The sequence below is a fragment of the Paenibacillus sp. JT22N7 genome (assembly GCF_059383875.1).
Genome location: NZ_JBXENY010000003.1, coordinates 167,916 through 181,318 on the forward strand (window position 1 = coordinate 167,916; position 13,403 = coordinate 181,318).

A 13,403-nucleotide genomic window follows, 5' to 3' on the forward strand; every position below is an offset into this window, starting at 1 on the left:
GTCATTCATCCGTTCTTTTGCTCAGATATAATTTTTATAGGTAGTTGAAAGGGGAGAGTAGGATTGAAAAAAGAGCTAGGTGTAGTGATGTTATTGGGTGCCGTTTTGCTTACAGGATGTGGATCAGAGTCTGCGACGGTTACTCAGGAGACGGGCGAGTCTACAAGTAAACAAGTAACCACACAGCCGGAACAAAATACTGATGAAAAAGTAAAACTTTATGCAACGACCGATGGGATAAAACTAGATATTAACGGTAATGAAAAGGACTTTGATTGGAAATTCCCCGGTGATACGGGAACAAATCCGCAGGTAACCTATACGGATCTTACGGGTGACGGGAAGGAAGAAGCCGTAATTATTATTCAGACTGGAAAAGGGACAGGATTAAATAACTATGATATTCATGTAGTTAATGCCGAGGACTTCTCCGAAATTAAAGTCCAGAATTATGAGGACATTGTCGCCGACCAAATTGATTCGCATGTTGTTAAAAATGGTGATGGTACATTAGGCATTACAGTTAAAACACAAGGGAAAGAATATAAATTCAACTATGATTTTGATCCAGCACCAGATTATAAGCAAGAGGATCTGGCTTTTGGCGGTGTATTTATTTATACATTGGAGAATCAAAAAATAAAATTGAACCTCTCGGGATCTGTTGGTATATCTACCACATATGTGTGTGATTTCAATATTACATATAAATTCGACAGCGCCAAAAATGAATTCGTTGCGGATCAAATTGAAGTGATACCTATTGAAAAATAAAATGATTAAGTTCATCATGAAAGGAAATCCTGAGTGGAGGAGGGATGAACGATGTGCGGACGCTATACGATAACTTCCAATATCGAAGAGGTAGTTGAAGTTTTTTCAGTGGGGAAAACGAATTATAAATATTTGAAGCGTTACAATGTAGCTCCAACACAATTGGTTCCGGGAATATTTAATAAAGATGGTCAGCGTATTATGGAAGGATTTAAATGGGGGCTTATACCGTTCTGGAGCAAAGACGCTAAGATGGCATATAAAACAATAAATGCCCGTTCAGAAGGCATAGAAAAGAAGCCTGCTTTTCGGCACTTATTGAAACGCAACAGAATTTTGATACCTAGTGATGGATTTTACGAGTGGCGTCAAGAAGAGGGAGGTAAACAACCATTTCGCTTTCAATTGACTTCAAAAGGAGTATTCGCTTTTGCAGGCCTATATGATACTTGGCAAAATCCAGATGGTGAAGTAGTGCAGAGCTGCACAATTATTACGACTACACCAAATCAACTGGTTGCCGATGTCCATAACCGCATGCCAGTAATATTAACTGGTTCAGCTGCTCACAATTGGATCGATCAAGATATAGAAGCAACTGAAGATGTTTTAAGCTTCCTTAATCCTTATCCAGCTGAGTTAATGATGAAATACCCTGTTTCCAGGCATGTCGGAAATGTCAGAAATGTTCATGATTCATTAATAGATGAGATAACACTTAACTCTAAATAGTAATCGCCTTTGACGATGGTGGGCTATTACAATTTGCTCCGACAACTGATTAAATTCAACAGATGAAGATGAAATCGGATTTTTCGAGTGGGGAACTCTGTACATGGATCGAATCGCCCGTGGAAACGATACACTGCTGTATGTTTAGTCATCTTAATAGGTGCTGCCGTTGTTCGTATTCTTTAGAAGAAGCATTCCAAAGCATTGACCATAAATCAAAAAAACAGCGGGCTAAGACTTGAAAAGTAAAGTCTTAACCTGCCGCTGTTGTCAACAAACTAAAGACTCCGTTAGCTTCGCAAACCTCACGTGTCCACGGTGATGGGGTTCCGCAATTTATAAATTCCAGTTATTAAAATTCGATTCCTTAGAGGAATGGATTCCTTCTTAATTCAGATACCGACATGACTCGCCCTTTATTCTCCGTTTCATTCGTCATTGATTGAATTTCTGATGAAGTGGAGGAACGTTCATCTTCCTCTTGCAGTACAATCTTGAATGTCCCTTTACCGGGAAGTAAGACTTGGCATAAAGAATTCTCTTTGTTCATGTTTGACAACTGTTCAATTAACTCTTCTGTCTTTTGAACTTCTATCATATGAATCACCTCTCCGTGTAAGATCATGACCAAGTTTGAATGCCTACATTATCCGTTCTCAAATGGGCTCTACGTATATACCCCAATTGCGAATGGGCGAGCTCCAACCGGAACGGTAGCAATCACTGTATTAGTGTCTCCATCAATCACTGAAACGGTATTATCATCCTGATTTGACACATAAATACGATTGGTTAATGGATTGACCCCTACTCCATTTGGATTAGTTCCGACCGGAATGGTAGCAATCACTGTATTGGTTAGTCCATCAATCACAGAAACATTATTAGTATCTCGATTTGCTACGTAGATGGCATTCGTAAACGTATTAACGCCTACTTCGGCTGGAGTAGTCCCAACCGGAACAGTAGCAATCACTGTATTGGTTAATCCATTAATTACAGAGACAGTGTTACTGGTGAAATTTGAAACATAAATACGGTTAGTATCTGGATTGACCCCAATTCTGAATGGATTAACTTGCACTGGAATAGTAGTAATCACAGTATTGGTTTCTCCATCAATTACAGAAACGGTATCCGAATTAAAATTAGCTGCATAAATCAGATTAGTTGATGGATTGGCACCTATCCCCGTTAATAAATTGAGACCCGGAATAATAATGGTATCTATAACCGTATTGGTCAATCCGCTAATTACCGTAACATCTTCAGTTAAGTCCAATGAATTAAAATTTGCCGTATAAATAGCATTAGTAGCTATATTGACCCCTACATCTCCTGCTTCATCCCCAGCTGGTATAGTAGCAATCACAGTGTTACTTTCTCCATCAATAACGGATACGTTGTCGCTGGCTCTGTTTGCTACATAAATACGTCCCGTTAATCGATCGACATCAACTCCCGCTGGATTAACCCCAACTGGAATGGTAGCGATCACAGCATTGGTTGCGCCATCAATCACAGAGACATCGTTACTGTTGAAATTGGCTACATAAATGCGATTGATTGATTGCGATCCTGCTGGTCCTGCTGGTCCTTCTTCTCCTTGAGGCCCTGTAAGTCCTGTAGGTCCTGTAGGCCCTGTAGGTCCTGTAGGTCCTATTTGACCCGTTTCACCCTTTGGTCCTGCTAGTCCAGCAGCGCCAATTACTCCCGCAAGTCCTGCCAGTCCTTGGGGTCCAAGTGCTCCTGCCAGTCCTTGAGGTCCAAGTGCGCCAATTGCACCTACAAGTAATTCTGCTACTCCTTGGGGTCCAATTGCCCCAATTGCTCCTGCCAGTCCTGCCAGTCCTTGGGGTCCAAGTGCTCCTACAAGTCCTTCAGGTCCGGCTTCTGCAATTGCTCCTGCCAGTCCTTGAAGTAATTGCTGTCCTTCTAGCGGGGGACACACCCGTACTGCTTTTTTTATAATTTTTTTTTTAATAACTTGAAGACGACGTTTCTTTTTTTTTTCTTTTGGATGGCACACAATTACTGTTTTCTTTTTACACCGTTTTTTTCTAACCGGACAACTCAACAACGGCACCTCCCTAATAAGTGTATATGAGTCGTTTATTTCAGGCAGGGACTAATAGCCGACTATTGGCTAGACTATAAACTATTTTTAGTATATTGGGCTTTATGGTTGAGTAGTGTTATACCACAATCTCTACTGCCCATTAGTATAATCATCTACACATTAAACTTTTCCAACTGCCTTTATATAGCTAGGAGCACAACGTCCCCGTACCAATAATTGTACTGCAGAAGTATTGAGGGCGGCCTCAATTTGACATTTGGAATTTTATTGAAAAAAAATTGTATTTCCCCCTCTATGCGATCTGCATAATAACAAGGTGTGCGGAATCTGGCCTTGTTCCTCCAGCTAATGGAGTGATCGTGAGTGCCGTGGAATTGCCAGCAGGATTTCGAACTGTGAGTATTGAATTAATGACCGTTGTTTGCACAAGTGCCATTCCTACTATTTGAGAAGTTCCTGTTGCACGCCCGACCACCGTATAGGCCAGATCAGCGCCATTTAGTGTTAAAATCAGTTGACCCGCTTCGTTTACATTTACCTGAAACAAAACCTGATATGTGCCAATTGCAGACAAGTTAAATGAGCTCGCATTTATACGGGTAATTGCAGTCCCACTAACTGGACCATCTTGCGGAAAACTTACATCCGTGTTGGGAGCAACAGTTGCTGCATTATTAGGAGGCATCAAGGCAAAAAAATCTGCAAAGCCTAATACGCCACCAGAAGGTCCCGTTGCTCCTGCTGGACCCACTGCTCCCGTTGCTCCTGCTGGACCCACTGCTCCTGCAGGACCTGCTGGTCCTGCCAGTCCAGCTGCGCCAATCGCTCCTGCCAGTCCTGCCAGTCCTTGGGTTCCAAGTGCTCCTGCAAGTCCTTGAGGTCCAAGTGCGCCAATCGCTCCTACAATCCCTGCTGCTCCTTGGGTTCCAAGTGCTCCTGCAAGTCCTTGAGGTCCAAGTGCGCCAATCGCTCCTACAATCCCTGCTGCTCCTTGGGGTCCAAGTGCTCCTGCAAGTCCTTCGGGTCCAAGTGCGCCAATTGCTCCTACAAGCCCTGCTAAACCTTGGGGTCCGAGTGCTCCTGCAAGTCCTTGAGGCCCAACTTCTGCAATTGCAGCCGCAAGTCCTTGAAGTAATTGCTGTCCTTCAGGCGGTGGACAATTTTTACAAACAATCTTTTTAATTACTCGCTGACGTCGTTTCATTTTTTTCTCTTTTGGATGGCACACCACTATGGTTTTCTTTTTACACCGTTTTTTTATATCAGGACAACTCAATAACTACACCTCCATATAAAGATGGTTCAGTGTACGTGAGTCGTTTTTTTAGGTATGGACTAATGACCTTCAATTGGATAGACTAGAAACTATTTCCTTAAATTTAGGCTTATGGTAGGGTAGTTTTATACCACAAAATCCAACACTCTTTCATTTATGATTACATAATTTAATATTAAGACAACTCAACCTTCCTTCGTCAACCCAAATCACATTTGGGTCTTTTTTTTATACCTTCAGTACCCAGCCTCAGGGAAGTGCTGAAGAAAAGCAAAACATAGCTTTCAAGCGATTAAGGATAATCCACCTCATGCACGCTTTGAACGCTGGGCTGAAGAAGAAACGGAGAGCCTGACCGCAGCACCAAGCTGGAAACGTAACCAACCTTAAGCTTGATACCTACCACGTCCGCGACAATACGGACCTCTTTGCGTTTTTTATACCAGTGTGTATGCTGCTTTGCTTCAACATAAGGACTATCTAGTCGCTTTGAAATTATTCCTTCCCATTCACGTTCCTTTACCCAGTCTCAAAGTGCCGGACCGTCATAAACCAGATCGGTCACAAAAACACGGGGATTTCGCTCAGGAAATTTTTCCTTAAGTCGGGCAAAGCGCTCCTTAAAGGGTAAGGAGCGGATATCCTCTCCTTTGTCGTAAAGCATGTCGAACATTACGAACATAAGGGAGTCGTCAAATTTCTTGCGATTTACACCAATTAAGACGCGCTGAAAGTTTGGGCGAGTCCCGTCAAAATACATAATTTCACCGTCCAGCACGCAAGCGCCAATTCGCAATGGCCTGAGTAAATCAACTATCTCTGGGAAGCGGTCATTTCGGTCCTGTAGGGATGTCAGGCGATGTGATAGGGGCCATGGTCACGTCGGGAAGTTGCATCATGATGCAGTCCTTTAGCCTTGGCTGCCCGTTTTTTCTTTGTTGCGGGCGACTTAGGAGGCGTAGAATGCTTTGTCGCATTCCAAAATCTGAATCGTCTTAGCAGAGTCCGGCTTGATTGCTTCAAGTCTTCCTCTTTGACAATTACAAATTTCCCAGCTTCGTATTCAAAACCCTTCACGATTTCGTTAGGGCCAATCTCTTTATTACAATGTCGGCATGTTTTGCGTAATTTATCGGCATACCACAATCCTTGTGTAAGCTGCGAAATGATATATCATTTACTAGAAAGAAATTCATTTATCATGAAAATCCGTATTGCATTCAGCATGTCCCCATGTAATGATGAGTTTAAAAGATATAGCGGTAGTAGACGTACCCAAGCCACTCACACCATAGAAGATACTAGGGCCGTAAAGGGAGACGATAAAATTTGTTGGAATTCATTTTATTTATGCTTTTCTCCATTGTTGAGGGTTTCGGCATTCTTTACTTAATGCTCAAGATATACCGATACGATGCAGCAAGCTTTTATCCAGCACTACTTGTTGTAACGTTAATGAGTTTGCAAAGCTTTTTTTTGAGGGAGGAACTTTCGCTCGAAAGTATCGTGCCAGTTATCAATATTTTTGTGTTCGTAATATTTCTATCGGTCGTTATCAAGATACCTTTTTTTGCAGCATTAATTATTACTGGTTTGGGATATTTTATTTTCGCCTCTATACAAGGTGCTATTGTTAATACCATACCTTTTTTCTCATTAGCAGAGATTAAAGTGCATCCATATATAGGGTACTTGCTACAGGTCATCACAGCCGGGGTTAACCTTTCTATTGCCTGGGGACTAAACCGTATGCGAATTGGCTTTATGGAGAGCATCTCAGAAAAGATGCGTTTTCCTCATGAACAGAGAGTGGTCGGAGGTTTTATCATTGTGATCTTGCTCGGATTCGGTTTTATACTCCACCAGCGGAGCGAGTTGTTAAATATTATTTACTATTTCCTAGCAGCATTATTTTTCTTTGTATATTCGTACCTCAAGGAGGTTAAGCCCCATGGTGGAAACTATTTCGAGAAGACTAGCAATAAGCATTAAATCAGTCGTTCCGGAGCATCCAGCATCGGAAGCTCGCTTGCAATACGCTTTGTCGTTTATCTTAAACGCTTTATTTATAATTACAGGTGCGCTGCTCATATCATTTTTCACTGGGCGGACAAGCGGCGTTGTAGCAGCGTTGATATCATTTGCGATACTTAGGCAGGTATCCGGAGGCGTACACCTAAAATCGGGCACTATGTGTGTCATAGTATCCGTAGGAGTGGCGACGGCATTGTCTTTCACGCCTAACTTTCCGGGAAAAATGTTGGTGATAATCAATCTCTTAAATCTATTGATTGTATTGATGTTTTCACCAACAGACATAGAAAAACAGTCTCGTATTCCAAAGCGTTATTACCCACTACTTAAGCTTTTATCTGCCTTAATTGTATGTAGCAATCTATTGATAGAATCGTCTATAATTGCATTAACTCTGCTTGTGCAGTGTTTGACTTTAATTCTGGCAAAGGTGGTGAGTACCCATGCTAAAAAATCTAGTATATAAATTGGCTTCATTATTGGACGGCGCGGCTGTTTTTTCAGTAAGAACAGCAAGCTTCCTCTATGTCAATCAGCCAGAAACCCCAGAAGAATTGTTGAAATAGTGGTGAACATCCATGCACTTATACACGATCGATACGTTGACCGTCTCCAAGGACGAGTTAGGCACATTAGGTCTAGGTTCTGTTAAGGTACAGGACATTATAATTATTAAATCCTTATCGGAAAAGAAGCGCATAATCATACACACTCTGACGGATGTTTACTATACTATGGGTACTCTTGTATACTGGGAAACGGCGCTTAACAGCAGCGGGTACAATTTCCTTGTGCTCGATCGTTCAGAAATGATTAATCAAGATAAGGTAATATTGCTGAATCCTAAAACAGGAGATGCTTACTTTGAAAGGATTGTTAATAAACAATCTAAAAAATGCGGCGTAGCATACCATAGAGTCAAAGATTTTGTCGAATTTATGCTGAAGTACAATCCGGAAATTCAACTAATGTAGCCCTTCCTACAGGAAAAGGGCTATTTTTGTGCGGTAAATTAACGTTCTTAATTTGTCAAGACTAATTCGACATAGTGCGACATAATTCACGATCGCCAATTTATATTTACTTCTTCCAGTAAGTCCCTGATAATACAGGTATAAGCCTATTACATCAGGGGGATGCAGGTCATGGAGATAGCAGAATTTGAAAAAAACGCCGCATTAAAGTTTGCTGAGTTCAAAAAGAAATGGTCTGGTAGAGGAGCAATACGAACAACTTTTCGGCTTGATACAGATTCAGCAGTCCTTGTCTTTGAACAGGATTTCACGAATTTGGAATATGATTTATTAGACTTTACAAAGTCTGAAAATCGAATGGACAAATATTTAAAAAGGATTGTGAATGTAATGACAGGGGACTTTAATCCTTTTCTCAATACGTTACATGAAGGTCTGCAAATTACGGCGATGAAGACGACTGTAGAGGGATGGGCATTCAGGTATCAGATCACCACAATGGTGTTTAATAAAAATTTGCGACAACTCGTGCTGTCTGATGATATAGACAAGAGTAAAATCTCAAAAAGCACTAAATAAAAAAGTTGGTGACTGTATGGTAAGAAGCCGGACCGGGCCGACACAATGACGCTGATAAGAAGCGTACTTTGTGTCGGCTTTCTTGCTAGATGGAGGGTTAGCGAAAGGGGGGGATGGATAAAAGAGAATCGTCTTTCTTTCTTGAGTATCTGTTGGATAAACTGACGATCCACTTCCAGTGCCCGTGCAAATTCGGCTTGTGTCATCTTCATGCGCTTTAAGTGTTCGGGCAGCCGGCTATCTCCCAATTCAATGGATGCCACAGGATTCGTCTCCTTTCGTTTGCCTATGGATCAAATTATAAATATAGTTTTAAGGAGATTCTACTAGTCGTTACTTTATATAGAAGATTCTTGATGAAACTACACACAGGAGAGAATATTAATGAAGGAATATGAAATGAGCATAAGCTTTAATTTAAATGAAGAACATTTAGAATTATTGATAAGGGCATCCCTTATTTAAAAAAAGATCGTGCCACCTGTAATGGTGAATGTGGTAACTCCAAATGTAATATCTAAGCTAATTATAGATTAATGGATTATTGAGTCGAGTGAATAATATGAGTCATAATAGAGGGTACTTGAGCTATTTGCTTAAGTACCCTTCTAATATTTGATTATTATTTGTCCCCAAATCCGAGTAGTTTAGGCTGGCGAAGTAGTCCGGAATCAGTAAATTCCAGAGCTGTAACACGAGCTGGGAAGGGGACTGAAAGCCACACAACATCAGATTTTACCATGCCATGAGTTAGCTCTTTAAAAGGGCACTCACCAGGATGATCTACCATAAACTGATGAAGTACTTGCTTGGATGCTTGATCCAAGCCCGAAACGTGCCCGATGTAACGATTTTCATATCGCAGGACAAGGCTTGAAACAAGTCCATCCCGCAGTTTTATGCCGACGACGTCAGCGACTATCCGTACTTCTTTGCGTTTTTTAAACCAATATTGATGTTTTTTCCCCTCCATGTAAGGGCTATCTAATCTTTTCGAGATAATTCCTTCCCATTCACGTTCATTGAGCCAATTCCAAAGTGCTTGTCCATCGGAATGCAAATCGGTTACAAAGAGTCGAGGCGTTTTCTCTGGAAATGAGGCTTTCAGTTTCTCAAAACGTTCTTTATAAGGGAGTTTGCGAATGTCCTCGCCATTCGAATTGATCATATCAAACATTACAAATATAAGGCCATCATCGGGGGTGCGTTTTCGCACCCCTAACTTGGCCCTTTGAAAATTTGGACGCACTCCATCGAAATAGGCGATTTCTCCATCCAAGATACAAGGGCCAACGCGGATCGGCTCTAATAATGCCACTATTTCCGGGAAAGTATGATTACGCGGCTCCAGCCTTCGTCCGAATAGTTCAACCCTCCCTAAACCATCTAAGCGGACCAAAGTGCGCACGCCGTCCCATTTAATTTGATAACCCCATTCGGGTCCTTGGGGAATATTGGAAGAGGTTATTGGAGCCATAGGGACAGAAGGGAGCTGCATGGTCATGATACGTTACCCTTTGCTTTGGCTGTTCTCTTTTTCTTGGTTGAGGGAGCACTTGGAGGCATGGCGGCGGATTTTGTAGCATCCAAGCTTGCTTGTAGCGCGGCCATAAGATCAATGACATTGGTCCTTCCTTCAGCTGTTGGTGCAGATACAATATCAACACTCTGTCCTGCTATTTTTTGTTGAATCAATTCAGTTAATGCGATACGGTAATCGTCCGTATATTTGGCAGGATCAAACGGTTCGCTGAGCTGTTCTACCAGCATCTTAGCCATATCGAGCTCTTTATCATTAATCGTTGTTTGCACAGGTATGTTAGGAACCTGGGATATGGCCCTAATCTCGTCTGGAAAAAACATCGTTTCCAAACATAAGCAATTTCCCACTACTCTGACAGCTGCTAGGCTGCTTTTACTGCGAATAGATATTTTGGCTATGCCGATTTTTCCAGTTTGTTTTATGGCTTCAAGCAACAAGCTATATGCGCCAGCACCTGCCATGTCAGGGGAGAGGTAATAGGCTTTTTGATAATAGACCGGGTCAATTTCGGCCAAGTCTACAAAATCAAGAATCTGAATAGTTTTGGCGGAATCAGGCTTGATAGCTTCAAGCTCTTCTTCTTTGACAATTACATACTTACCTTTTTCATACTCAAATCCCTTAACGATCTCTTCCGGACTAATCTCCTTATTGCAATGACGGCATGTCTTAGCGTAATTAATCGGCATGCCGCACTCTTTATGGAGACTGCGAAATGATATATCCTTGTCTTCCGTTGCAGAGTGCATTTTGATCGGCACGTGCACCAACCCGAAACTAATAGCGCCTTTCCAGACGGTATGCATAATAATTCACTCCTTATTGTTTTATTTTTAGAGTGTACATTTACTGGAAGGATATTCATTTAGCATGAAAATCCGTATTGCATTCAGCATGTCCCCATGTAATGATGAGATTAAAAGATAAAGCGGTAGCAGACGTACCGAAGCCACTCACACCATAGAAGATATAGGGCCGTAAAGGAAGAAGATGAAATTGTATTTAAAATAAATGCTCCTGTACGGGGTGATTTATGTTTCTTATCTAAGTTAATTTATAGTTAAACTAGACCACGAAATGAAATGTCCATATCCTCAGTTGTTGAGTGTATCTTAACAGGTACATGGACCAAGCATAAGATATAGGACGTATTATTCATTTAGCATAAAATTTGATATTGCCAACAGAGTTGACGTCATGCAATGATAAAACTATAATTTTACTTTTCTAAAATTTCATTCAAAGACGGTGGTATTTCCGGATGGATACGATTGGTTATTTAGCCTTTAGCATGCTAGATGCTGTTGCAACGGTTACTCTTATGTTTAAATTTTATCGACAGCCCTTGTTCGCGCATAAAATATCATTGATTTTAATTTGCGCTTGGGTTTCATGCTTATCTTACATAATTCGAGTGGTGCTTGACTTGGGTCCGATGGTTGATATACCTATCCAGTTTGTTGTATATACATTGCTATTTAGATATGCACTGAGTATTAAGGTTTTGTATTCGGGCATGATGGTCGCCGTAGGATTCGCGGCATATGTAAGTTTGCAGTTCCCAGTGTATTTCCTTGCTACGGCCATCGGCATAAATGATGCTGTTGCAGGAATGTCTGGCGGTGTAGCTGTATATACCATTCAGTTGCTAACCGATATTACAGCCTTATTGCTGGGGACATTTTTGAAGAGACGTAACTATGGGTTTTCTTTTATCCAGATTCCTCCTCACGAATTTAGTATTCGAGAGAAGATGTTTACAGGAATAAACAAAATTATTATTATATCTGCCTTGTCAACAGCTATTATCATAACTGCGACCATATATATGACAATTCACTTTAATGCTGCAATCTATGTATACCCTTTAGTTTTAATCACTTTCAGCATTCTTTACTTTTTATCAAGGAGGCGTGATCGGGAAGATGATAGAATATATCTGCAGAAAAATGGCCAATTCAATAAAAAGGGCTGATCCTCAGAGCGACGTATCTGTCAATGTGATGTCCTACCAACTCGGAATCTGGGTAAATCCAACAGTCATAATATCCGTTTCATTAGGCATTGGATGGGCGACAGGCGCTTTCTTATTGACGCTGTTAGGCATGCTTGCCTTTTGTACCTTGCGGCATTATACAGGTGGATTTCATTTTAGCTCTCTAACCGTTTGTGCTGCTGTCTCCATTACGCTAATAAGCATCATCCCACATGTTGTATTAAGCGATTCCCACTTAGTAGTATTGAACTTATTAAACGCGAGCTTATTATTGATTTTTCTGGGAGGGAACGGCGTTCCTTTGCTGCTCGTATTATCAAATATATTTTTTCAATCAGATGTAATCGCGCTTGCATTTTTGGCCCAAATGCTTTTGGTTATTATCGATCAGATTGGAGGTGTTAGAGATGATGCAGAAACTAGCTCGTAAAATTGCGGTGAAGCTGCTAAAAGGTGCTAAACGTTCAGCAGAAGGCAAAAGCTTTAAAACATTCATCGGAGCGCAACCTATCCCGAAAGAACTTCGTAAGTAGATGGTCCGCTAATGAATATGACAACTGAAATTCTTGGACAACGGGTGTATGGCAATGTGATAGACGGGGAGCAATTTGATACATTCAAATTGGGTGAAGTTTTTTTCGTAGATGTTTTCCAGCCTAAGAAAAACTATTCTGTCCCGAGATTTTATACAGCCAAAGGTGTATTTACGGTAATACTGACACTGGAAGGCTGTAAGCAAATATTTTTACCATTAGGCTTTGTTCTATTGGATAGCATTAATCTTGTTAATATCAATTATATTCAAGCTGTAACCGTCGAAAGCTATGCAATCACAGCGCATTTCCCCGGGGGCTATGAAACAAGTGTGGCGAAAGGGAAACTTTATTTGGTAGAACACCTAATACAAAAGAGCTGATCCCATCACGGGATCAGTTCTTTTGTATAAAACATATATCCTCGTAAATGTACAGCAAATTTAGGAGGTTAATAGAACATTTTATTCCATAACTGAGTATTTCGAAGGCTGTTATACAGCGAATGAAGCTAAAGGAAAATTATCTTTAGAGGAACACCTGCTTAAACAGAGCCAATCCAGAAGTGGGTAGAATCATTTTAATACACATTTTCATTATTATGTCAATATAAATCGATACTAGTATAGAATGCGCAAAACGTTTCGACAAAAAACGACAAAATGGTATGGGATCCTGTGATATATTAAAAATGTAAAACAGAGGGAAACAAATATCATTATAGAGACAGAAAGATATTAAAGCAGGAATGATCGAGTTCCAGGCAGCGGGGAGATAAAGCCGCATTCATTTTCGTCTCACAGTCCAGCGAATTGAAACTAGTTTCACTGCGCTATACTGTTGATTACGGGATGTTGAGCTCTTCCTCGCTGGGTTCGATCA

18 protein-coding genes are annotated in these 13,403 nt (G+C 41.0%); 11 read left to right on the forward strand and 7 right to left on the reverse strand.

The window, feature by feature from the left end; all coding sequences use genetic code 11:
- Nucleotides 1–63: 63 nt before the first annotated feature.
- Nucleotides 64–774 carry a hypothetical protein gene (locus AC50Y5_RS09210; protein ID WP_056040806.1) on the forward strand — a complete coding sequence of 237 codons (711 nt, stop codon included), beginning with the start codon at nt 64–66 and terminating at the stop codon, nt 772–774.
- A gap of 51 nt (nt 775–825) precedes the next feature.
- Nucleotides 826–1,506 (forward strand): SOS response-associated peptidase, encoded by a 681-nt coding sequence (locus tag AC50Y5_RS09215; protein ID WP_056040804.1) that lies wholly within the window; start codon nt 826–828, stop codon nt 1,504–1,506.
- 367 nt (nt 1,507–1,873) lie between these two features.
- On the opposite strand, the gene AC50Y5_RS09220 is transcribed toward AC50Y5_RS09215, so the two are convergent.
- From AC50Y5_RS09220 to AC50Y5_RS09240, 5 genes are all read right to left on the reverse strand, one after another.
- On the reverse strand, nt 1,874–2,104 hold the full coding sequence (locus AC50Y5_RS09220; RefSeq protein WP_056040802.1) for a hypothetical protein: 231 nt from the start codon (nt 2,102–2,104) through the stop codon (nt 1,874–1,876).
- A gap of 69 nt (nt 2,105–2,173) precedes the next feature.
- A complete protein-coding gene (locus tag AC50Y5_RS09225; RefSeq protein ID WP_494860051.1) occupies nt 2,174–3,583 on the reverse strand; it encodes a YVTN family beta-propeller repeat-containing protein in 1,410 nt (469 codons plus the stop codon).
- Between the two features lie 295 nt (nt 3,584–3,878).
- Nucleotides 3,879–4,790, reverse strand: a complete 912-nt coding sequence (locus AC50Y5_RS09230; RefSeq protein ID WP_494860053.1) for a collagen-like protein — start codon at nt 4,788–4,790, stop codon at nt 3,879–3,881.
- A 601-nt stretch (nt 4,791–5,391) separates the two neighbouring features.
- Entirely contained in the window at nt 5,392–5,718 is a 327-nt protein-coding gene (locus AC50Y5_RS09235; protein WP_081419032.1) for an ATP-dependent DNA ligase, read from the reverse strand.
- The gene (locus tag AC50Y5_RS09240) at nt 5,715–6,008 is read right to left on the reverse strand and encodes a Ku protein (protein WP_494860055.1); all 294 of its coding nucleotides are present in this window, start codon (nt 6,006–6,008) and stop codon (nt 5,715–5,717) included. Before AC50Y5_RS09240 ends, AC50Y5_RS09235 begins: the two co-directional genes overlap by 4 nt.
- 183 nt (nt 6,009–6,191) lie before the next feature.
- On the opposite strand from AC50Y5_RS09240, the gene AC50Y5_RS09245 reads away from it, so the two are divergent.
- From AC50Y5_RS09245 to AC50Y5_RS09265, 5 genes are all read left to right on the forward strand, one after another.
- A complete protein-coding gene (locus AC50Y5_RS09245; protein ID WP_056040796.1) occupies nt 6,192–6,854 on the forward strand; it encodes a hypothetical protein in 663 nt (220 codons plus the stop codon).
- Complete coding sequence (locus AC50Y5_RS09250) at nt 6,814–7,362, forward strand: accessory gene regulator ArgB-like protein (RefSeq protein ID WP_056040794.1); 549 nt, start codon at nt 6,814–6,816, stop codon at nt 7,360–7,362. Before AC50Y5_RS09245 ends, AC50Y5_RS09250 begins: the two co-directional genes overlap by 41 nt.
- Nucleotides 7,340–7,462 carry a cyclic lactone autoinducer peptide gene (locus tag AC50Y5_RS09255; RefSeq protein WP_081419031.1) on the forward strand — a complete coding sequence of 41 codons (123 nt, stop codon included), beginning with the start codon at nt 7,340–7,342 and terminating at the stop codon, nt 7,460–7,462. The genes AC50Y5_RS09250 and AC50Y5_RS09255 overlap by 23 nt, the downstream gene beginning before the upstream one ends.
- A 12-nt stretch (nt 7,463–7,474) precedes the next feature.
- A complete protein-coding gene (locus AC50Y5_RS09260) occupies nt 7,475–7,870 on the forward strand; it encodes a LytTR family transcriptional regulator DNA-binding domain-containing protein (RefSeq protein ID WP_494860058.1) in 396 nt (131 codons plus the stop codon).
- Nucleotides 7,871–8,041: 171 nt separating this feature from the next.
- Nucleotides 8,042–8,449, forward strand: a complete 408-nt coding sequence (locus AC50Y5_RS09265; protein WP_056040790.1) for a hypothetical protein — start codon at nt 8,042–8,044, stop codon at nt 8,447–8,449.
- Nucleotides 8,450–9,071: 622 nt separating this feature from the next.
- Here the strand turns inward: AC50Y5_RS09265 and AC50Y5_RS09270 are convergent.
- Together AC50Y5_RS09270 and ku are read right to left on the reverse strand one after the other, a co-directional pair.
- Nucleotides 9,072–9,953, reverse strand: a complete 882-nt coding sequence (locus AC50Y5_RS09270; RefSeq protein ID WP_494860060.1) for an ATP-dependent DNA ligase — start codon at nt 9,951–9,953, stop codon at nt 9,072–9,074.
- On the reverse strand, nt 9,950–10,798 hold the full coding sequence (gene ku / locus AC50Y5_RS09275; protein ID WP_494860062.1) for a non-homologous end joining protein Ku: 849 nt from the start codon (nt 10,796–10,798) through the stop codon (nt 9,950–9,952). The genes AC50Y5_RS09270 and ku overlap by 4 nt, the downstream gene beginning before the upstream one ends.
- Before the next feature lie 455 nt (nt 10,799–11,253).
- On the opposite strand from ku, the gene AC50Y5_RS09280 reads away from it, so the two are divergent.
- Genes AC50Y5_RS09280 through AC50Y5_RS09295 form a run of 4 tightly spaced genes read left to right on the forward strand, consistent with a single transcriptional unit; the run spans nt 11,254 to nt 12,904 of the window.
- Nucleotides 11,254–11,967, forward strand: a complete 714-nt coding sequence (locus AC50Y5_RS09280) for a hypothetical protein (protein ID WP_494860064.1) — start codon at nt 11,254–11,256, stop codon at nt 11,965–11,967.
- Nucleotides 11,918–12,418: an accessory gene regulator B family protein gene (locus AC50Y5_RS09285; RefSeq protein ID WP_494860066.1), complete on the forward strand. Its 501-nt coding sequence runs from the start codon at nt 11,918–11,920 to the stop codon at nt 12,416–12,418. Before AC50Y5_RS09280 ends, AC50Y5_RS09285 begins: the two co-directional genes overlap by 50 nt.
- Nucleotides 12,396–12,521: a hypothetical protein gene (locus AC50Y5_RS09290; protein WP_494860068.1), complete on the forward strand. Its 126-nt coding sequence runs from the start codon at nt 12,396–12,398 to the stop codon at nt 12,519–12,521. The genes AC50Y5_RS09285 and AC50Y5_RS09290 overlap by 23 nt, the downstream gene beginning before the upstream one ends.
- Nucleotides 12,522–12,532: 11 nt before the next feature.
- Nucleotides 12,533–12,904, forward strand: coding sequence for a dipeptidyl aminopeptidase (locus AC50Y5_RS09295; RefSeq protein WP_494860070.1), 372 nt, complete (start codon nt 12,533–12,535; stop codon nt 12,902–12,904).
- Nucleotides 12,905–13,403: the final 499 nt, after the last annotated feature.